The organism is Nitrososphaera sp. AFS (assembly GCF_009898475.1).
Taxonomy (GTDB): domain Archaea; phylum Thermoproteota; class Nitrososphaeria; order Nitrososphaerales; family Nitrososphaeraceae; genus Nitrosopolaris.
In genome coordinates this window covers 1-19,934 of record NZ_QURE01000014.1, presented here as the reverse complement: position 1 = coordinate 19,934, position 19,934 = coordinate 1, and the positions used below count along the sequence as shown (strand labels likewise).

The 19,934-nt window shown below is 41.7% G+C and carries 19 protein-coding genes and 2 pseudogenes; 13 read left to right on the top strand and 8 right to left on the bottom strand.

Annotated features, from left to right (window positions below; all coding sequences use genetic code 11):
* A pseudogene (locus DYY65_RS03365) lies at positions 1 to 547 on the top strand (NOP5/NOP56 family protein); the annotation flags it as partial.
* Positions 548 to 614: 67 nt separating this feature from the next.
* On the top strand, positions 615 to 1,298 hold the full coding sequence (locus DYY65_RS03360) for a fibrillarin-like rRNA/tRNA 2'-O-methyltransferase (protein ID WP_162476587.1): 684 nt from the start codon (positions 615 to 617) through the stop codon (positions 1,296 to 1,298).
* Positions 1,299 to 1,314: 16 nt separating this feature from the next.
* Here DYY65_RS03360 and rnhB read toward each other — a convergent pair whose 3' ends face one another.
* Positions 1,315 to 1,965, bottom strand: coding sequence for a ribonuclease HII (gene rnhB / locus DYY65_RS03355; protein WP_370519284.1), 651 nt, complete (start codon positions 1,963 to 1,965; stop codon positions 1,315 to 1,317).
* A gap of 98 nt (positions 1,966 to 2,063) precedes the next feature.
* Here rnhB and DYY65_RS03350 point away from each other — a divergent pair, with 98 nt between their 5' ends.
* Entirely contained in the window at positions 2,064 to 3,239 is a 1,176-nt protein-coding gene (locus tag DYY65_RS03350) for a tRNA (guanine(10)-N(2))-dimethyltransferase (RefSeq protein WP_162476572.1), read from the top strand.
* A 534-nt stretch (positions 3,240 to 3,773) separates the two neighbouring features.
* A complete protein-coding gene (locus tag DYY65_RS03345; RefSeq protein WP_162476571.1) occupies positions 3,774 to 4,562 on the top strand; it encodes an ABC transporter ATP-binding protein in 789 nt (262 codons plus the stop codon).
* Between the two features lie 6 nt (positions 4,563 to 4,568).
* On the opposite strand, the gene DYY65_RS03340 is transcribed toward DYY65_RS03345, so the two are convergent.
* Positions 4,569 to 5,315: a methylenetetrahydrofolate reductase gene (locus DYY65_RS03340; RefSeq protein WP_162476570.1), complete on the bottom strand. Its 747-nt coding sequence runs from the start codon at positions 5,313 to 5,315 to the stop codon at positions 4,569 to 4,571.
* A gap of 86 nt (positions 5,316 to 5,401) precedes the next feature.
* On the opposite strand from DYY65_RS03340, the gene DYY65_RS03335 reads away from it, so the two are divergent.
* Positions 5,402 to 6,031, top strand: coding sequence for an NUDIX hydrolase (locus DYY65_RS03335; protein ID WP_162476569.1), 630 nt, complete (start codon positions 5,402 to 5,404; stop codon positions 6,029 to 6,031).
* A 131-nt stretch (positions 6,032 to 6,162) separates the two neighbouring features.
* Here DYY65_RS03335 and DYY65_RS03330 read toward each other — a convergent pair whose 3' ends face one another.
* Positions 6,163 to 7,170 carry a phosphate signaling complex PhoU family protein gene (locus tag DYY65_RS03330; protein WP_162476568.1) on the bottom strand — a complete coding sequence of 336 codons (1,008 nt, stop codon included), beginning with the start codon at positions 7,168 to 7,170 and terminating at the stop codon, positions 6,163 to 6,165.
* 84 nt (positions 7,171 to 7,254) lie between these two features.
* Here DYY65_RS03330 and DYY65_RS03325 point away from each other — a divergent pair, with 84 nt between their 5' ends.
* The 4 genes from DYY65_RS03325 to coaBC are packed head-to-tail and all read left to right on the top strand — an operon-like array spanning position 7,255 to position 11,066.
* On the top strand, positions 7,255 to 8,154 hold the full coding sequence (locus DYY65_RS03325; RefSeq protein WP_236561638.1) for a pantoate kinase: 900 nt from the start codon (positions 7,255 to 7,257) through the stop codon (positions 8,152 to 8,154).
* Positions 8,155 to 8,161: 7 nt separating this feature from the next.
* Complete coding sequence (locus DYY65_RS03320; protein ID WP_162476566.1) at positions 8,162 to 8,911, top strand: 4-phosphopantoate--beta-alanine ligase; 750 nt, start codon at positions 8,162 to 8,164, stop codon at positions 8,909 to 8,911.
* Positions 8,912 to 9,796 (top strand): 3-methyl-2-oxobutanoate hydroxymethyltransferase, encoded by an 885-nt coding sequence (gene panB / locus DYY65_RS03315; protein ID WP_162476565.1) that lies wholly within the window; start codon positions 8,912 to 8,914, stop codon positions 9,794 to 9,796.
* Entirely contained in the window at positions 9,753 to 11,066 is a 1,314-nt protein-coding gene (coaBC, locus tag DYY65_RS03310) for a bifunctional phosphopantothenoylcysteine decarboxylase/phosphopantothenate--cysteine ligase CoaBC (RefSeq protein WP_236561637.1), read from the top strand. Before panB ends, coaBC begins: the two co-directional genes overlap by 44 nt.
* A 229-nt stretch (positions 11,067 to 11,295) precedes the next feature.
* Here the strand turns inward: coaBC and DYY65_RS03305 are convergent, their stop codons facing one another.
* A complete protein-coding gene (locus tag DYY65_RS03305) occupies positions 11,296 to 12,363 on the bottom strand; it encodes a M24 family metallopeptidase (RefSeq protein ID WP_162476564.1) in 1,068 nt (355 codons plus the stop codon).
* A gap of 158 nt (positions 12,364 to 12,521) precedes the next feature.
* On the opposite strand from DYY65_RS03305, the gene DYY65_RS03300 reads away from it, so the two are divergent.
* Together DYY65_RS03300 and DYY65_RS03295 are read left to right on the top strand one after the other, a co-directional pair.
* Positions 12,522 to 13,667 carry a pyridoxal-phosphate-dependent aminotransferase family protein gene (locus DYY65_RS03300; RefSeq protein WP_162476584.1) on the top strand — a complete coding sequence of 382 codons (1,146 nt, stop codon included), beginning with the start codon at positions 12,522 to 12,524 and terminating at the stop codon, positions 13,665 to 13,667.
* A gap of 51 nt (positions 13,668 to 13,718) precedes the next feature.
* Positions 13,719 to 14,459 carry a peptidylprolyl isomerase gene (locus tag DYY65_RS03295; RefSeq protein WP_162476563.1) on the top strand — a complete coding sequence of 247 codons (741 nt, stop codon included), beginning with the start codon at positions 13,719 to 13,721 and terminating at the stop codon, positions 14,457 to 14,459.
* Between the two features lie 50 nt (positions 14,460 to 14,509).
* Here DYY65_RS03295 and DYY65_RS03290 read toward each other — a convergent pair.
* Together DYY65_RS03290 and DYY65_RS12890 are read right to left on the bottom strand one after the other, a co-directional pair.
* A pseudogene (locus DYY65_RS03290) lies at positions 14,510 to 15,536 on the bottom strand (sn-glycerol-1-phosphate dehydrogenase).
* 235 nt (positions 15,537 to 15,771) lie between these two features.
* On the bottom strand, positions 15,772 to 16,155 hold the full coding sequence (locus tag DYY65_RS12890) for a TRAM domain-containing protein (RefSeq protein WP_201449293.1): 384 nt from the start codon (positions 16,153 to 16,155) through the stop codon (positions 15,772 to 15,774).
* Positions 16,156 to 16,430: 275 nt separating this feature from the next.
* Between DYY65_RS12890 and DYY65_RS03280 the strand changes: the two genes are divergently transcribed.
* Complete coding sequence (locus DYY65_RS03280) at positions 16,431 to 17,030, top strand: hypothetical protein (protein WP_162476562.1); 600 nt, start codon at positions 16,431 to 16,433, stop codon at positions 17,028 to 17,030.
* Positions 17,012 to 18,259, top strand: a complete 1,248-nt coding sequence (locus DYY65_RS03275) for an MBL fold metallo-hydrolase (protein ID WP_236561635.1) — start codon at positions 17,012 to 17,014, stop codon at positions 18,257 to 18,259. The genes DYY65_RS03280 and DYY65_RS03275 overlap by 19 nt, the downstream gene beginning before the upstream one ends.
* Before the next feature lie 85 nt (positions 18,260 to 18,344).
* Here the strand turns inward: DYY65_RS03275 and sepF are convergent, their stop codons facing one another.
* Both sepF and DYY65_RS03265 read right to left on the bottom strand, forming a co-directional pair.
* Positions 18,345 to 18,623, bottom strand: a complete 279-nt coding sequence (sepF, locus tag DYY65_RS03270; protein ID WP_162476560.1) for a cell division protein SepF — start codon at positions 18,621 to 18,623, stop codon at positions 18,345 to 18,347.
* Positions 18,624 to 18,706: 83 nt separating this feature from the next.
* Complete coding sequence (locus DYY65_RS03265; protein ID WP_162476559.1) at positions 18,707 to 19,765, bottom strand: tRNA (5-methylaminomethyl-2-thiouridylate)-methyltransferase; 1,059 nt, start codon at positions 19,763 to 19,765, stop codon at positions 18,707 to 18,709.
* Positions 19,766 to 19,934: the final 169 nt, after the last annotated feature.

Genomic DNA, 19,934 nt, shown 5'->3' with positions numbered 1-19,934 from the left:
AGTACTCGCGCAGTCTTCAGTTCGAGAAAAACTGGAAGAGCATGTAGAGGTCATGATGGACAAAGTTGCCCCCAACATTAAGCAGCTATTGACGGCCTCAGTGGGAGCTAGACTAATTGCTAGAGCAGGAGGTCTGAATAAATTAGCAATTCTTCCCGCGAGCACTATTCAAGTACTGGGTGCAGAGAAAGCGCTATTCAGAGCCTTACGGTCAGGAGCCGATCCTCCCAAACATGGCCTCTTATTTCAACATGCTATGGTACATTCTGCACCACGATGGCAACGTGGCAAAATTGCAAGGGCACTGGCATCGAAGCTTGCTATTGCAGCGAGAATTGACCTATTTCGTCCTGGGGTAAAAGACACCGCCATCTCGGATCGATTAAATGCCCGTGTAGCTGAAATACAAAGTAAGTATAGTCAGCCTAGCGAGCGAAAGAAAAGAACAGACAAGACGAGATTTAATCGATCCCATGATATGGATCTGTTCAAACGTGGCCGATCCAAGACTCCCAAGAGAAAGAAATTTGGTAAGCGGCGTTTCTAGAATAATAAATGGATCGTAATCTTATTTCTAATGTCAAATTGTGTATGTCGCGTGGTGATACGGGCCTCTGAACGAACCTGGATTAGATCCTATTGTTCGGATAAGTATCCATGGCGAAAAGCGATTGAGCACGTTGAATCTGGTTAAGGGCACGACAGTTTATGGAGAGAGACTGGTAAGACACAAAGGGGAAGAGTATAGGGTGTGGGATCCATTTCGGAGTAAGCTCGCCGGTGCTCTTGAAAATGGCCTATCCTGGCTGCCGCTGGAGAGCAGAAGCAGAGTATTATACCTAGGCGCCTCGACAGGTACGACCGTAAGCCATATTTCCGATATAATCGGAGTGAATGGTGTCATCTTCGCGGTTGAATCCTCATCTAGAGTTGGGAGAGAGCTTTTACAGAAAGTAGCATCGAAACGAGAAAATATCGTACCCATACTTGAAGATGCAAGAAGACCAAACCTGTACTTCTCGATATTAGGGACAGTTGACATAGTGTATTGTGATATTGCCCAGCCTGACCAGACCGATATTGCCTTAAAGAATTGTCATCAATACCTCAAACCTGACGGCGCTCTCATTTTAATTGTCAAAACCAGGAGCATTGATGTAGTTAAAAATCCAAGATCGGTTATTGATCAAGAGGCCAAAAAACTCGAAGCTAATCAGTTTATAATTAACCAAATTATTAATTTGGAACCCTTTGATAGAGATCACGCATTAATAAGCGCCCGATACGAGGCGGCATAATGACAGAATTGCTCCTTCACAGTATATTTCTTAGTGGCTTCCATGATTTTCTTGCGAATCTAGGCGAGGATTCATGTACCCTGATCCATTTTTTTATAAAGCGCATCGTTTTTTCATCAGACGGATATCCACTGCCTATGTCTTGGTATATGTTACGAATTTTCTGAATTTCTTTATCACGGATAATTTTAGCCAGAATTGAGGCTGCAGATACAACGATATTGATGGTGTCTGCATGATGCAAACAGCAGATGTTACGCGGGTCCACCATGTATTTTTGTATAGAGTGCTTATAACGGTCCAAATTTACATCGCACGCGTCAATATAAATCTGATCAGCTCGAATATTACTAATCACGTTTGCCATTCCAAGCGCTTCGAGCTCATTGAGACCGTTAAGAAAGACATACCGGTCGACCTCATGACATTCAAACTTAACTACGCTAAGACAATCTGCAAGGTTAATTATCTCTTTGATGAGACGTTCACGGGCCTTGGAAGTCAGCGTTTTTGAATCTCTTATCCCTAATCTAGTCAGATCTGAAACCCGATTTGCCGGGATGCCGATTCCTGCAATTACCAAAGGCCCAAGAATTGATCCGCGCCCTGCTTCATCCACGCCAGCAACGAGTTTGGACAGATAAGGCTTATGTGGAAAGCCAAACACTTCCAAGTTAAACTTGAACTAGCATGCTGTTATTAATTTCCTTTGGATATAAAGTGCACCATAAATAGCAGATTATAGATATTAAGCGCCACGAGAAAATGAATTTCGAAGAACTCGTAGAAATTACTGAAGGGAGGACTAAATTATTGGTCCCGTCTCTTTCGCTTTCGAATACAGTCCCACCTAAAGTTCCAGCTTTTTTCAATCCAGTGGCAAGGCTGAATCGTGATATCTCAATTTTGGTTTATAAGACATTCATTACGAATATTAAAAGCGATCGAAGAACATTTGGTGATCCTTTCGGAGGCGTAGGAGCTCGATCTTTAAGAGTAGCGGTTGAAATACCTGAAATTGAACATATTTTTGTAAATGACAGGAATATATTTGCGATAAATGCAGCAAGAAAAGCTGCCACGATAAATCTCGTCTCCGAGAAATGTGGTTTTACCTCAGAAGATGTAGTATCTTTCTTGGCAAATCATTCTTCCGGGAAGAACGGAAAATTTACGGTCGTAGATTTAGACCCATTTGGCAGTCCAGCAGGCTATGTTGACTGTGTATTGCGAGCAGTGGTAAAAGGAGGATTGGTCTCGATTACTGCTACGGATACAGCTGTACTTTGCGGTGTTCATCCAAATGTTTGTATGCGAAAGTACTATGGAAGGTCACTACATAGCACTTACTCTCGTGAAACTGCGCTCAGAATCCTTATTTCTTTGATTAGCTTGACTGCTGCTAGACTTGACCTAGTTGTTCACCCCATTTTCGTGCATTTGAATCATCATTATATTAGGGTGTACTTGACGGTAGCTGTCAGCAGGAGCGGAGCTAATTCCATCAATAGGAAAATTGGCTACTTGAGGGACTGCACAAGGTGTGGAGATAGAAACGCCACATATGAAATCGGGCGTAACGATCGATGCGAATTGTGCGGAAATTCATACAGATTTGGTGGTAAGTTATGGTCAGCTGACTTATTTGACAAAGACTTTGTTCGGAAGATGATCTGTGTGTTGGACAGCGAAGGTGATACAGTGGGCAGGGTCAGGCAGCTGAGAAGAACTCTTTCCACATGTTTAGATGAGCTAGACGATATCCCATTTTATTTCCAGTCTGACGAAATTGCATCAAAGCTATCGACAAATCCTAGGTCATTGCAAGATATTATAGAGCGATTGCATTCTAGTGGGTATAGAGCCTCCAGAAGCAGTCTGGACTCAAACGGGTTCAAGACCAATGCCCCGATAAACCAAATTCTTGACCTACTCGCGTGATGTTCAATTGACCTGGAATATTTCAAATTAATTTGCAGGTGCTTTATTTAGACATTTTAGCGACTTCAATTTAGACATACCGGCTACGGCTATTTTCTAGTAAACGTTGCTAGCTGATTATGGTATGCATCTTGACTGGGAGCCGCCTTGTTTTTTCGATGTATGTCAACATCACGTGAGATAAGTAAATGTAAAGACATGGTAGAACTGAGAAATAAGTGAATGGAGACAACTAGTTAACGAGACTTCATTGAATGAATAAAAAAGTATCTAATTATTCCACTAGAGTTTGACCACCAGTAGGCTCGCGATACATGTTGAGATTAAGTTTGAGCATCAAGGATGCAAAGTGATCTATATTATGTCCGCTTTTCGCCTGAAGACATGGTTTACCGAGACCCTCCTAACTTCTAGTCTATGAACTATTAAAGGAGTTTTATTTTGTATACCATCCTTCCATCTATAGAATTATATAGAAACTGAGCGACAGAAAAATGTTATTCGTATGACAGCGAGGTTTAGTCCCTAACAGCCTTGACTAAACTTGAACTGAAAAATGTGACTAAGGGCTTTGATGCAAATCACGGCGGTAATTCTATAACCGCCTTGGAAAATATAAACATGAGTATCGAAGAGGGACAGTTCATCTGTTTTGTTGGACCGTCTGGATGCGGTAAGACGACGTTGCTAAACATCTTGGCCGGGCTTGACAAGCCCACGTTTGGGGAAGTGATCTTGAACGGGCGACCGGTTCAGGAAACAGGACCTGATAGGATTATGGTCTTTCAGGAAAATGCATTATTCCCGTGGCTCAAAGTTATTGACAACATCGAATTTGGATTAAAGATGGCAGAAGTCGAAAAGGGAAAAAGGCGCGAGATAGCATCCCATTTTTTGGATATGATGCAGTTGAGTAAATTTGCTGAGGCTTATACCTACCAATTATCTGGCGGAATGAAACAACGAGTGGCTATTGCTCGTGCTCTGGTAACAGACCCAGAGGTCCTGCTGATGGATGAGCCTTTTGCAGCACTAGATTCACAGACAAGGGATCTATTGATGGTTGAATTACAGCTTATATGGGCACGTACCAGAAAAACCATTATCTTTGTTACCCATAATATATCTGAATCTGTCTGTCTCGGAGATAAGGTAGTCGTTTTTACAAGTAGACCTGGAAGAGTAAAAAAAGAGATCTCAGTAGATTATAGACGTCCAAGACTCTCCGAAGACAACAATCTATACCATTACAGAAGAAGAATTCTCGATGAGCTTTCCAACGAAATAATATCAGCCCGTAAAGATGGTGAATTTCACGACTGACGTCGCCTACTTGGTGCGCATCCTTTCAAGGATTTCGATGCCAGCTCTAAAGTTGTTTGGTGACGTAAGTTGCACCTCGGCAGCAATTTCACCGGCTTTCATTATAAAATCAACCGGATCACTATAATAACCTCTCCAATCCAAACCGATTCGTTCTGCTGACTTTTTGTTCTTCTCTGAAGGAACCATAATGCATGCTATAATGGGTATCTTATGAGGATCAATAGCAGCTTTAATTTCCTTTAATTGACTTATAGATGCGATGCATTGAGTAACAAAGAAGTTGGGTTCAGCGCTGAGCTTTGATTGTAAATTGTCTTGACGTCCAATCTTTGAAGGTAAAGCCAAACCTAACTTAATGACAGAGCCGTATTTCTCAATATTCAACATCTTTAGTGCTTCACTAGGCCTCAAGCCAGAATGATTTACATCACCGCATGGGTCATCCCCCATAAGTATCAATAGACTCTTTACACCTGTAAGAATGGCATCAGAGACAATTTGACGCAATGAAGTACGATTTCGATCCCTGACCCTAACACTGCAAGTAAGACTCAACGGATTACCGGTTTTCATTATCAAGCTAGCTGCAGTAACGCTTGAAAGCCTAGCAAGTCCGAGGACTGAGTCAGTAACATGTATGTTCTTCACCAAACCTATTAATTTAGAAGCCCGATCGGTAAATTCCAGTGTTTCGTTTTTTAGCAGAGCTAAGTCGAATCGTCGATCAGCTAGTATCTTAGGCGGGTTCATCTCAAAACTGATTTCCATAATATAAGTTAGTGATGGTGTCTAGAGCCCATTATTAGAATTACTATGGGAAGGCTTTTACAAATAGCATGCTTCCTGAGCCACTAGCTTGTAGGGAAAGATTTAATCAGCATTATCATGACTTTGAATTGTTGGAAAAGGAAGGTCTGTTTTTTGCTCTACAACGCTGTGTTACTGTGTTACCAAGATATCCACATGCGCAAGATTCCAACAAGATAGCTGCGGTTCTATTAATAATCCATTCTGCCCAAACTTCTCCTCGTATATTATTAACAAAGAGAAATTCTAGGCTAAAATACCACAGAGGTGAAATATCCTTTCCAGGTGGCGCCTTCATCAAGCGAGACCATTCTTTGTGTGCTACAGCAATAAGAGAAACTAGGGAAGAGATTGGTGTTAATATTGAAAAAAGAGACATCTTAGGATGTTTGAGATCAGTAAGAACTCTTACTTCAAATTTCTATATTTTTCCTTTCGTCACTATACAAGACAAATTTTTGCGACCCAAAGCTTTTTTGAGTGAAGTCGAATCCATTTTAGATGCTCCCTTGTTTGACCTGCTTAGTACTCTTCAAGTAGATTTTGAACATCGACATATGTCAGAAAATCCACTTTACAACTTTATATTCAACAAGCACATCGTTTGGGGAGCTACTGCAATTATCTTAAAGCAATTATGGGACTGCCTCTATCAATAGAGGATGGAGCAGCTACCTTATGAATTCAACTTGTAGTTTGACATGGCCTCATGGAAATTATGCAGCCATAAGTACTTGATTGGCGCTGATATTAACTTGAGCATGCGGAATTCATTTTAAAAGTCCTTGCTTTAATCCCGTTGTATACTTGTCAAGTATACTGGTTTTACCAAGTCCGCAACATCGACCCAACACTTGGCAATTTTGTCCATGGAATGGATAGAGTTTAAGATTGCAATTGCGGATCCGGTATTTGTCAACTCTTGCTTTGCATACATCTCCTTAATCGAATCCATCACGGCTCCAAAATCATGGTACGCCTTAATAATTCCCATAGATTCAGATCGATTCTTCCTCGTAAAGGCGTCTACAGATTTTATCTGCATTTTTTCAATATAAGTACCTGCTTGGGCAATCTCCTCTGCGATCTTACTATGAGAGATAGAGTGTATGGTAGATGCGAATTCACTAGTATAATCACCTGCACATTCAAGATGATATGCCGCTATCCTGTAATCCAGAATGTCGATATTGCTAAGATTGAGCTTCCTTGCTAATTTCTGATCCACCATAGCGCTACGTATCAACCGCACTAGCAGAAAATATTGTCTATCAACTTCATCATCTCGACCAAATATTAAATCTCTGGTACCATTAATATTCTGGGTAAGACTGTTTAGAGCATCTCTGTACATTCCCGTTACTATGGAATTCATTCTCCGGAGTATCCTTTCTGCATCAAGTGATTTTTCATCTAGGAGAAACTGGGAAGCAATCTTTGAATTGTCTTCATCCACAATCTCTAATCCGGCAAGCCTACGCAATGTGAGCTTTATCTGTTCTCGATGTTGTTGGTTGATCTGATTTTCGCTTCTTATATTGATATCATTGTAACCCAGCAAGTAAGCACCATATATCTGATTGATGACCCCATCTACATATGACCTGTTGTACATGATGTTCACGTCTGTTACTTTTGCGTCAGTGATTCCTGATGCGAATAGAGACACTGAATTATCTTCGTTGGTCTCTAGGAATACTGTGCTTCCCTTTCCCAAATTATTGACCTTAATCCAATCACTGGGGAGAGAAACAAGCATACTACTCCCTATCTTTTGTAATCTCCTTGCGTAGTTCATCTTATCATTTATACTAATATAAACTAATTAAACATTATTTTTATATTTTATGCAACCTATAAACTGCTATTGGCATGTCCGCCTTTGCAACTTATTGCGACTAGCAGCGCTTACAGCCCTGGTCATATTAGTGGCATTATGAAAGCGTCTAATTCTCAAATGCAGCCCATTTTGAGACATGGGTCTGTAGGTGCAGGGATCTCGATAGATCGTGGAGTTACCACTACAGTTAGTATTTTTGACAGTCAGGTATATCGTTTTAAAATATCAATAAACGGTGTACCCACATCTGATGCGGAGGTGTCTGAATTAGTATTAGCGCAATATCTACGGTTCATAAACAAACCTTGCTATATAGAAGTTGAGCACGACATCGAGATACCTGTAGGTTTTGGGCTAGGTACCAGTGGCGCAGCTGCGCTCAGCCTCTCCTATGCTCTTAATAGATGCTTTAGTCTGGGGTTGACTAGGGAACAGGCGGCGCAAATTGCACATTATGCTGAGGTGGTATGCGGGACAGGGTTGGGAAGCGTTATTGCTGAGTATACTGGTGGGTTTGAATGTCGAACTATAGCTGGTCCGCCGGGGATAGGGAAAATAAAAAAAACCAATTTAGAGGGGTGCAAGGCAATTATTTTATGCATGAACCCAATCTCCACCAAGAATGTCCTCAAAAAGAATGATTTTGGACGCTCTTGGAGCGAGTACGGAGTAAAAACCCCACTCGAAGTTGACAACTTGAGAGATTTTTTAGATACATCTTATGCATTCGTGTCTAATAAAGGCCTCATAGATAACCAAAGCAGGGAGATTATCAGCAATTTGAGTTCTTTGGGATTCTCTTCTAGCATTGCACTGTTCGGAAGAACCATTTTCACTATCGTTCCAAAGGACAAAACCGAACGCGTAGTGAGTTGCTTAAGCGGACACCGAGGCCAGCTGATAACGTGCGGGATTGACAATATCGGAGCCAGAATGCTTTAAGAAAACGATGACTAAACAAGTTCCTGCGACCCACCCAAGGTTAAAATCGCTACTAATTCGCGAGAGGCTCGTTAACGGTTTCACTAGAGGGCTAGTGGCAAGAGAAGGGTTAATAGCTCATGGTAGAGGAGAGGCATTTGATTATTTGCTTGGCGAGAAGACATCTGCATTCGCCTTGGATGCGATACAAGCTGCCGCTGCAACACTATTGCTTGCTAGGCAGCCAATTATTTCAGTCAATGGTAACGTAGCCGCGGTTAGTGCAAGAGATGTCATCAAATTAAGCAAGTACGCCAAGGCCCCGCTAGAAGTGAATCTTTTCTATAGAGATAAACAACGTGAGCTAGCTATAGAGCGAAAGCTCCTCGAATACGGTGCAGCAAAGGTATACGGTGTAGGATCACATGCTTCAGCTAGACTGCCTGAATTAGACAGTGAGAGAAGAAAAGTAGATCCTCGAGGTATCCTAGTGGCCGACGTAGTTGTTATTCCTCTGGAAGATGGCGATCGGGCCGAGGCTTTAGTCAAAATGGGTAAAAAAATAATTGCTATCGACCTGAATCCGTTGTCCAGAACCGCGTCAGTTGCTGATATAACCATAGTTGATAATATAACTAGGGCAATCCCTAGCTTGATTAATGCTATCAAAGGTATAAGCAATCTAGCAGGTGATGAGAAGCAAAAAATTGTTGGCAAATTTGATAATAAGCGAGTACTAGCAAAGTCGCTGGAAATAATAAGAGGGGCAATAACTTAATTGACTCTAAAAAAGAGTGAATATGCCAAATCGGTAATCAAAAAGAACAGTGTAAATGACATACTAGCGCTAAAAGAAAAAAGGGAAAAAATAGTGGCCATTACTGCCTATGATTACACTACTTCTTTGATTTGTGACAGGGCAGGTGTTGACATTATATTGGTAGGAGACAGTGCAGGGATGGTGATGCTGGGTCAGCGAAACACAACCCCAACCTTAATGCGCGACATGTTGGTTTTTTGTAAGGGTGTCTCCATGGGAACAAAACGAGCAATGGTTGTCGGTGATTTGCCCTTTGGTTCTTACCAGCCCAGTAAAGAAGTAGCGATGAATAGTGCTATAAAATTCATTAAAAATGGATGTGATGCGGTAAAACTTGAAGGCGGTGTCGAATTGGTAGATACAATCAAGGCACTCGTCTCTGCGGGAATTCCTGTGATGGGGCACCTTGGATTTAAGCCTCAAACGTTTTCTTTCTGGGATCACCACAAGGTGCAGGCTAGAACGATGGCCTCTTCATTAGATCTTATCACTGAAGCCAAGGCTTTGGACAAAGCCGGGGTTTTCAGTATTGTACTTGAAATGGTTACAAGCGAGGCAGCCAGTATTATATCACGGATCGTTTCATCGGCTGTAATTGGAATCGGATCCGGACCTGGGTGCGACGGCCAAGTCTTGGTACTGCATGATATGCTTGGATTATATGAAGATATCAAGCCCAGATTTGTCAAACGATACGCAAACCTATCTGGCGATATATTTAGGGCTATTTCCAAGTATAAGAACGATGTCAAGTGTGCTAAATTTCCAGAAGATGAGAACACATTCCATATGAGCTCTGATGAATACTCGAAATTACAAGAAAATGATTTTAAATCAAAATGAACTGAGTAGAATTAGGAGCGCGCATCCCTCGAAAGACATCAAGGGTAAAGAAGGAAGGGAGCTGCAGGGAAAGAAAATAGTTCTTTGTATAACAGGAAGTGTAGCTGCATACAAAGCTATCGACATGGCTAGGATATTGATTCGGCATGGAGCAGATGTTTACCCGGTAATGTCGAACTCTTCCAAACTGATCACCGCAGAAATAATGCAGTGGGCCACGGGCAATAACGTTGTGACTAAATTAACCGGCAATTTAGAGCATATATTTCTGGCAGATAAGAACAGATCAGATCTTATCCTTGTATATCCATGTACTGCGAACACATTAGGCAAATTTGCGAATGGAATAGATGATACTACTGTTACCTCCGTACTAGCAGTAGCACTTGGTTCAAAGATTCCGATCTTTGTTGCTCCAGCAATGCATGAGTCAATGTACACGAATGAAATTATCAGAAAAAATATTGGTCTGTTAAAGACCGTCGGCACAAAATTTTTAGCGCCTTCTTTGGTAGAAGGTAAAGCTAAAATAATTGAACCTGACCAAGCCCTTCTATCCATTCTTCGAGAATTAAAATGGTCCCATTTATCGATACCACTAAAAGGAAAAAAAATTCTGATCACAACAGGAAGTACGGTTGAACACATAGACCCCATCAGGGTGATAACAAATCTAAGCTCTGGCAAAATGGGATACGCCTTAGCCGAAGAGGCTTCTTACTCTGGAGCCCAAGTTAGCCTCATATCTGGGCGTGTATCACAACCTCATCCAATTTTAGTAAACAAGAATATCCTTAATGTCAGCACTACTGAAGAAATGAGGTCTGCCGTGATCTCTGAATTGTCGTCAAAAAGATTTGATGTCGCGATATTCTGTGCTGCCGTGACTGACTTTGCCCCCGTCCGACCGTCCACCAATAAAATAATGACGGATAAGGGCAAAATTGTATTGCACTTGTCTCCTACGCCCAAAGTAATTGATCAAGTAAGACAATATAGCAAGAATAAGGAATTGTTTCTAGTTGCATTTAAAGCTGAGCATCGCGTTTCAAGCTCTTATCTAATCGACCGTGCTTACCATAAAATGCATGAATGTGGCGCAGACATGGTTATTGCTAACGATTTGGGAAGAAAAGGCTGTGGGGCAGGTTCTGATCAAAGTGAGGTCTTCATAGTAGATAAGCAAATGAAAGTCATCCATTTCTCACTACAAAATAAGAACATTATAGCAAGGAAAATACTTCGGCGCATTTCTCAGCGATTTCGGTAGAGTGGTATTGATAACGTAGGAGTTGTGTCATTGGTACGCTCTTAAAGAACCTTGAGCCATAGCCGCTTCAAATCAATGTATCATTTTCGGCTTTTTGCCAGTTTCAAGTTCTAGAGATCTGTTATCATTGAATCTGGGTCTGCTTTCGATGTCATATTATAATAAGAGGGGATTTGTTTTAATTTTCCTTTTACTCTATTATCTCTCATTCAAATCTGATAGATATGATTTAGAGTACAAGGAGATCTTTAGTGAAAGTGGTTAATACTTGAGGCTTACCCCTGTTGACTATAATGCTATCTTCAATTCTTATTCCAAACTTCCCAGACCTATAAATTCCCGGCTCAACTGTGACAACCATGTTTTTCCTTAGAATTTGTTGGTTAGTATTTCTCAGCCACGGAGGCTCATGAACTTCTAGACCTATGCCATGGCCGGTTGAATGGATAAACTCCTCTCCATAACCGTGGTTATTAATCAGTTGCCTGCATTTATAATCAACTTGCTCACATGTTACTCCTTCTCTGATGGATTTGATGCCGTGTTGTTGGGAGGATCTTACAATTTCATATGCCTCTCTCTCTTCAGACTTTACCTTCCCGAGCGCAAACGTTCGAGTCGCATCCACCACATAATAGAAGAACCTAAATGTCAAGTCCACAACTACCAAGTCACCATCAACGAATTTTCGAGTTGAGACCTGTGAATGTGGAAACGCCGCATTTGGGCCACCGGCAATTATTATCGGATTTAGAGTGGATCTAGTATAAACGGCTTTTGCCCCCATTTGCATAGCTTCAAACACAATTTTGGCTTGCAAAGCTTCCTCAGTTTGACCTTTCCTGATCTCAGTACTTACGAATCCATACAAATCGTCGAGGATCTTTGCCCCTTTAGACAATGCAGATATTTCTGCCTGGTCCTTGATCATCCTTCCTTGGTACAATATATCTGCGTCTACAATGAACCTTGATCCAGCTCTTTTGAAGACAGCCGCTTGAGATGGGTTATCTACATAATCAACGCATATCTTTTGTCTCCGGATATTTTCTGCGAATGTTTTAATTAATGGTGAACCCCTTTCTGAAGAAATAATCTCACAATCATCGGAATCCCTTTCGGCCCTGGAAGCTTCCAATTTTGGAACGATCAGCTTGGTTTTATCACAGTCACAGATAGCAATTGCCTCGCCCCAAAAGTTTGTTAAGTAAAAAATGTTCTCTGGCAAAAATGTGCCCAGTACGTCAAAACCTCTGCTCTGAGCGATACTCATAAGTTTGAATCTTCGAGAGTTCATTATTATTATTGAACTATCACCATCTTATGATTCTAATCGAAAATCAGAAAAATTAAAGCGTCAATAATGCTATCATATTGCACGAAAAGGTGCAGTAGATGGGGTAAAGGTGCCAGAATGTAGTTTTAAATATAGGAGACCAATTGGGTCACATGATAATGGAAAACCTGGTTATGCTCCCTGGTCCCACAAATGTGCCTGATAGAGTCATGAATGCTATGCTTACTCGAATGATTAATCATAGGAGCGATGACTTTCGTGCACTATACAAAAGCATAGTTGAAAAGACGCAAAGGGTATTCCAAACGGCGAATGACATAGTTGTACTTTCATCTTCTGGTACTGGTGCGGTAGAAGCATCGGTTGTCAACCTAATTAGGCGAAATGACAAGGTGGTTATTCCTGTGAACGGAGAATTTGGGACACGTCTTGCAGACTTGATAGATAGTTGGGGAGGACAAACAATACGTGTCAATTCCCCCTATGGCCAAAATCCTGATTATTCTGAATTTGAGGAAGCATTTGACAGAAACAAAGACATCAAGGCACTCTACGCGGTCTACAACGAAACTTCTACTGGAACAACACTAAGATATTTGGACCGGCTAAGTCAACTATGTTCAGAAAGAGGCGCTTTTTTTGTCGTTGATGCGGTTTCGATACTTGGTGGCGATGAACTGCCGGTAGATAAGTGGAATGTCGACATTTGCGTTACGACTTCGCAAAAGGCATTAGCTGCCCCTCCAGGTGTGTCACCCATTTCGATCAGCTCTAGGGCAATGAAGTACATGCAGCAAAATCCGCCACCTACCCAGTACTTCAATCTGAAAAGATACTTCAAGTACTTTGAAGAGAACTTTGAGACACCATTCACTCCTGCCTTGCCTCTTTTCAACGCATACAATGAAGCGCTGGCCATAGTCCTTGAGGAAGGGCTGGACAAGAGGATAGAACGGCATAAAGCCTGCGCAGCAGCATTCTATGCTGGACTGAGTGCCATGGGTTTTTCAGCATTCGCAAGAGAAAATGCCAGAAGTAATTTGGTAATAGCAGTCAACTATCGACAAGATATGAACGACAAAACGTTTAGGGATTTGTTGTCTCAGCAATTCAGAGTATTAGTCGCTGGAGGCTTTGGTAATCTAAAGGGAAAGGTATTCAGGATCGGATCTATGGGTGAAGTTAATAAATATCACGTTATGAGGACCCTCTCTTCCATTGCGTCAGTTATGAATATCTTGGGACTGGAGGTTAACTCTGAGGCTAATTCCATCGCACTAAAGAGGCTCAAAGGCATAGTTTAGATTGCCTGGATACAATGAAGATTAATATATGGTAAATCGATTTCAAATTTTATGACTTTAGAGAAGGGCTCCCTCATACTAATTAATTATACTGCTAACATAAAAGATACTGACAAAATTTTTGAAACTACGGATGAGCAACAGGCGAAGAATTCTAATGTGTATGATCCGGCGCGCAAGTATACTCCAAGGCTCGTTTCGGTAGGGGAAGGCTGGGTGTTGAAAGGCCTAGACGAGGCCTTAGCGAATGCCGATGGTGGTGACAAAATCAATGTTGACGTTCCTCCAGAGAAAGCATTTGGAGAAAGGAACCCCAGCAAAGTACGAATGATTGCCCTGAGAAAACTGGGGGATAAAGCTGATGAAGTCAAAATAGGAGATGAGGTAGAAATTGACGAGCGTCCAGGTATAGTTCGATTCGTGGGATCAGGAAGAGTCCAGGTTGATTTTAACCACAGGCTGGCCGGTCGCACTCTAACATACAAGGTAGATATTATCAAGAAACTTGAAAAAGAAGAGGAAAAAGTGCAATCTCTCATTAAGCGAAGATTGCCATTGGATGATGCCAAGTTACAATTTTCAATCGACGGAGAGAATTTAGTTATCGAGATTCCGGAAGAATCCTTCTTGACTGAAGGCTTACAAGCAATCAAACGTGGCATAGCAACGGATATTTTCAAATATGTCACCAAAATAACCAGAATAAAATTTATAGAGACTTATGAATCGACTGAATCGACCAAGCCATTCGAGCAAGTAAACCGAATAGAAGATAGTGCAGTGCAGAAGTGAAGTTGTCCAGTTATCCGTAGATTTTCTAGACAAAAGCGGAATTAGGTTATTTATATGACCTTGACTGATTTTGCTAGTTCAAACGCCGATCTCCTGTCTAGCTTAGCCCGGCTGAGTATCGTATACCTGTCAGGTCTCAAGGTTTGTGCAGCTATCAAGGAGTTCACTACCTGTTCTTCGCTTAGACTTATCTGCTTCGCTTTTGTTGGCGCGCCGACTGATTCCAACGTTTCCATTATGAGCTCCCAGTTTTGCCATCATTATTGTGCCCAGCCCGACGCGTTCACCATGAAGACCGTAATTCTGACCTACCAAGTACTCGACAGCATGGCTAAATAGATGTTCTGCCCCTGAACAGGGCCTACTGCTTCCAGCGATGCATGCCGCGACCCCCGCACTGATTAGGGCCTCTACCACTATACGAATCCCATATCTTTTGTTGATACGTAATTCCTTTGATTCGTTGAGTATAATTTTTGCACTCATACATGCAAGATTTGCTGCATAGCTCCCAAAATATTCATTGTTCTCATCCCTAGCAAGCTCCCAATCTTTAGTTGCCGTAATCTTCGCGACGAGATCGCCGCAGCCGCTTGCCATAAGTCGTACTGGCGCCTCGGCAAGCAGTGAAGTGTCAGCCAGCACCCCTAAAGGTGTTTTTGCCTTTATAGAGAATGGCTTGGTTGAACCTCTTATAGATACGAACGGGCTGGCAATGCCATCGTGTGAGGCAGAAGTAGGAACGCTAATGAACGGCTTGTTAAGGTGAAATGCAGTCATTTTAGCAATATCCACGGCCCTACCACCTCCTATCGCGATAAGGAAATCTGGAATTTCTTTGGAAAGCGACCTCTTCAATTTTAGAACTGAACTAACAGATGAATCTTCAACGATATGCCAGGTGTTCTCAACCTGAAAGGCTTTGAATGATGACTCACATTCTGCTCCTGCCCTTTTCTTTACGGTTCTTCCAGTCACGAAGGCAATTTTAGATCCAACACACCCGATGTCCTGCACGAAATCGCTCAAGCTGGAAATAACGCCGTCTCCTATGAGGATCTTCCTTGGCAGTTCCATCAAGTGGGCAGGAGGAGAAGTCAAGGCACAACGATAGGTAGTGGATATATTTAATCTTGTTTTCCGCCATAATTATTAGTGTTGCAAATAATAGGTTCGAAAAATCACTTCTCGATGAAGGGTAAAGGTTCAACAATGATTACCCAAGATACTTTAGAACAAAGTTTGGTTAATGCTTTCCATCCATCACTCTATATGAGTTTTTTGGCCCAATAATGGCAAATATGAGCCGTGCTTAATCCGGTTCACTAGCTGGCTCCGATAAAGTCTGACTTGGGGCAACATCTGCTGTAGCATACCCTCTTCCCACTTTCGTTATCCTTATCCTGACGTCATCTCCCACCTTGGTACCTGCTACGAAGATGACTAAGCCTTCTACCTTAGCGACCCCTGCGTCGCCTCGTCTGCTCATGGATTCAATCTTTACCTCAAACTCCTCGCCAACTTTAACTGGTGCTGCTCTAAAAGGCCTAGTCTCGTTAAAGCCAGTTTGTCCTCTTCCATAACTTCTATTATAATCTCTTTCACCACTTCCGCGGCCTTCCTCATGTTTGGCTTGTTGTTCATCACCAGGTAGGTTTCTATCTTCCACAGTATCTCTGAGATACTTATCAAACACTTAGTATTTCAATATTAGCGTGTCGCTATTTAGAAATTTAATTGGATTGACAAATATCGCCCCTTATTTCTCTTTCTTGAAATCCAACACGCGCGATAAATGCTAGACAGTTTGTAATCATATCTCTTGTTGGCTGTTTGTGATTCTATACATATTCTTGATCATGGATTGAGATTGGGTTAACAGGCCCAGTTCTTGATTGGAAATATTTAGATAGTAGTAGTAGACAGATCAAAAATAAACTGTCTCACTCAGATTTTGCTGGCCAGAACGTTATGGCTGCTATACTAAAAAACTTGCCTAATGAAGCTGAGCTTACGAAGATAGAATATGAGGGACCGAGGCTTGCTCTTTATTCTACAAATCCAACTTACCTGCTGAAAAATCCTCAGACAGTCTCCAATATGGTCAACATAATTAAAAAAAGAATTGTGGTAAGGATTGACGAATCCTTACGTCAGCCCGAACATGAGGCTGCTGAGATCATTAGGAGGAACATGTCTGAAGAAATAGGAGTCTCAAATGTCTTGTTTGACCCGGCAGTTGGCGAAGCGACTGTCTTTGTTGAAAAACCTTTGTTGCTTAGGGCCCATGAAATACCTCTTGAAATCAGGCTAGCCGGTGAGATAGGTTGGAAGCTGAACATCAAGAAAACACCTAACGCTTTCACAACTCTAGAGGCAATTAATAGCATCCTGAAAAGAACTATGTCTCAACGAGTTCATTTTCTAAAGGAAGTTGGCGAGAAAATTTTTCGGACAAAGTTGAGTGACCTAGTGGAAGCGAATCTAATGACTTTGGGTTTGGAGAAACCGGCCGGTCTTCTATTCTTCTGTCCACCCACGAAAGCAGGATTTTGCTTGATTGCGGATTGAACTTTTCTAGCAATGAATCATTAAGAAAATTTCCTCGCTTAGACACTTTAGGGTTTAACTTGAATGAACTAGATGCCATCGTGTTGAGTCATGCACATTTGGATCACACCGGCTTTTTGCCGACTTTGTTCAAATTTGGGTTCGACGGACCTGTATACTGCTCCGATCCTACACTACCACTAATGTATATTCTACAGACAGAATACTTGCGAAATGTAGGATCAGACACTCCCTTTTCTGCTAAGGACATCGAGCAAGTAATTACACATACATTTCCGCTTTCATTCGATATCGTTACAGATATTTCACCCGATATTAAATTGACGTTATGTAATGCTGGTCATATCTTAGGATCTGCACTTGTGCATCTGCATATTGGTAATGGGGATCACAATCTCCTTTACACTGGGGACTTGAGGTACGCTAAAGGCGAACAGTTAGACAATGCGGTATGGAATTTTCCTAGGGTAGAGACAATTGTCATTGAAAGCACTTACGGGGATAAGGATGCATTTCCACGCCGCGAAGTCGCAGATAACCTTCTCATAAATGAGATCGATGATACAATATCGAAAGGAGGCTCGGTATTGTTGCCTGTTCCGACTATAGGTTTGGCTCAAGAGTTAATGTTGAGCATAAAGAGGCACATTCAAGCAGGAAAGATCACCGCTTCAAAAATGTTAGTAGAAAGGGTAATTTCAGAAGTTTGTTCTATTTATGAAATCTTTCCAGAATATCTGTCTAGAGAATTGGGCAAAAAGATACTAAATCTTGAAAAGCCATTTCAAGATGAATTTGTTATCGTGGACTACATGACCTTGGATAAAACTTCAGCGATAATATTTTCTCCTTCATCAATGTTAGTTGGTGGACCTTCAGTAAATTATCTCGAACAAATTTCGGATAATCCCTTGAATAAAGTCATATTAACAGCATATCAGGCAGATGGCACTCCTGGGCGGCTTTTACAGAACGGCGTACGAGAGATATCGATATGCGGAAAAGTTATCAAAATAAAATGTCAAGTTCAAACAATAGAAGGCCTGAGCACTCATAGCGACCACAGCCAAACTGTTGCGTACGTTAGCAAGCTTAGAAATAAGCTTCGAAGAATTCTAGTGAATCAAGGGGAGAAGTCTAGCGCACATGCTCTTGCTAGCTCGCTAAACCGGAATTTCAAAATATTGACACAACACCCAACTGTACAGGAATCATTGAAATTAGTTTAACTTAACCTCACAACTTTAACCGGAGAGATCGGATGCTTTCCCTACATTCTTAGGGGATTTACTAGCGTAGCTTATCTCATGACTGCTACCTCAGCTCTGACGTACCTCGCCATATTTTGACAGCTGGTGGCATTATAACAACGCGTTCTTCTCCCAATCTGGCGATATCTCCGCCCAGGGACTGCACATGGTGATAAAGATCTTCCATTGCTTTGCGCAATTCGAGAACATCTTTTTGAGCTAAGGGAGTGACTCGGAGTATTAGGATCATATGCTTCTTTGCATCATCTTTGATGCTTGGAATGTCCCTCAAATTTCTAAGAGTTATCGCTTTGAGATATATTGGCGTGTCTTGAGGATGCATGAATCAACCTACTCTTCCTTTCAAAAAACAACGCAATTTGCAAATAGTTATGCCGGTCAACAGTGATTAACCGAGTGGTTCATTTAGATTCGTAATTTTTCAATATCTCTTGTATCCATAGATACTGCGAAGAGATTGCTTGTTTTGCCATTCTGAGCCGTGATAACTTCAGACTCGAGGCCACGTGGGCAATCAGAGTAACGGAGAACCATCTGTGACGCTTTTTCCACTTGCGAGTGCTCATAATGTTTGGTCCTCAAAATGCCGATTGGCCCAGGAAAATCCTTTGCTTCAATAAGGACATCAGATCCGCAGGTAAGGGAACGGAGCTTAAAATTCTCGAGTTCGTTTCTGCCTATAATGAGCTTTGTCGACTCTGATAGCCTAAAGTGTCTGCCGACCTTGAGCAATTCTATATCATTATCACTAGGAAGTTCATCCGCATGCAGATGTTGCATCAAATCCCGAATCCTTTTTGAAAATTGCGGGTCAGTTAAAAGGCACCCTCCAGCAGCATTGGGAGGGTCAAGGATCCCGAATTTCTTGGCAAGGGAGAGCTGAGTTTTGCGCGATCTACCAGAAATATTACATAGTTCCTCACGATTGACCCCCCCATTAATCTCCACGTCGGTGGGAGGAAAAGACTTTCCTGAAAGTGGTCTTAGTATTAGACCTTTCGTATGCGTTTCTTCCTCTATTATTTTTAGGGCCCGTGGGGTCTGACTCATTGGCCTCTGATGCAGTACTTCGCCTGTAATTATGAAATCAGCTCCAGTTCTGAGCATGTGTTCTTTGGCTCTGCGGTACATCATACTCCTACAGTCTATACACGGGTTCATGCCAGAACCAAAGCCAAACTTGGGTCGCTTAAGCATTCTAAGATACTCCTTACCGAAATAAACAGTTTTGAGTGGAATATTCAGATCAGTAGCTACCTCTTTTACTTTATGGCCACACCCTTTGCCACAATCGAAGTCACAAAAAGGAGTTTTAATAGCTATGGCTTCGATTTCAACTCCCTGTTCTAGCATCATCTTGACTGCTAAAGTACTATCTAACCCACCAGACAATAACGCAACTCCCTTAGGCTTTGTCCGTCTCGCTTGGTCTACAGAGGCTTTTTCTGAATCTTTCTTAGACATAACTTAGTCAGCTCGAAGTAGGTTAACGGTAATATAACCCTAGTAGCGACACCGAATGCATCACTATATTATTATGTACAATTAACTTAGCCGGTACTTAACTTCTGTAGTAAAAATGCTAAAAATGAATGGCTTGCACTTTATCAAAAAATAAAATAGATAGATAGAT

Coding starts and splice junctions, on each gene's coding strand:
- DYY65_RS03350 (WP_162476572.1), top strand. CDS start 2,064: ATGAATTTCGAAGAACTCGTAGAAATTACTGAAGGGAGGACTAAATTA.
- DYY65_RS03340 (WP_162476570.1), bottom strand. CDS start 5,315: ATGAACCCGCCTAAGATACTAGCTGATCGACGATTCGACTTAGCTCTG.
- DYY65_RS03335 (WP_162476569.1), top strand. CDS start 5,402: ATGCTTCCTGAGCCACTAGCTTGTAGGGAAAGATTTAATCAGCATTAT.
- DYY65_RS03330 (WP_162476568.1), bottom strand. CDS start 7,170: ATGAACTACGCAAGGAGATTACAAAAGATAGGGAGTAGTATGCTTGTT.
- DYY65_RS03320 (WP_162476566.1), top strand. CDS start 8,162: ATGACTAAACAAGTTCCTGCGACCCACCCAAGGTTAAAATCGCTACTA.
- coaBC (WP_236561637.1), top strand. CDS start 9,753: ATGAATACTCGAAATTACAAGAAAATGATTTTAAATCAAAATGAACTG.
- DYY65_RS03305 (WP_162476564.1), bottom strand. CDS start 12,363: ATGAACTCTCGAAGATTCAAACTTATGAGTATCGCTCAGAGCAGAGGT.
- DYY65_RS03300 (WP_162476584.1), top strand. CDS start 12,522: ATGGAAAACCTGGTTATGCTCCCTGGTCCCACAAATGTGCCTGATAGA.
- DYY65_RS03295 (WP_162476563.1), top strand. CDS start 13,719: ATGACTTTAGAGAAGGGCTCCCTCATACTAATTAATTATACTGCTAAC.
- DYY65_RS03280 (WP_162476562.1), top strand. CDS start 16,431: ATGGCTGCTATACTAAAAAACTTGCCTAATGAAGCTGAGCTTACGAAG.
- sepF (WP_162476560.1), bottom strand. CDS start 18,623: ATGCATCCTCAAGACACGCCAATATATCTCAAAGCGATAACTCTTAGA.
- DYY65_RS03265 (WP_162476559.1), bottom strand. CDS start 19,765: ATGTCTAAGAAAGATTCAGAAAAAGCCTCTGTAGACCAAGCGAGACGG.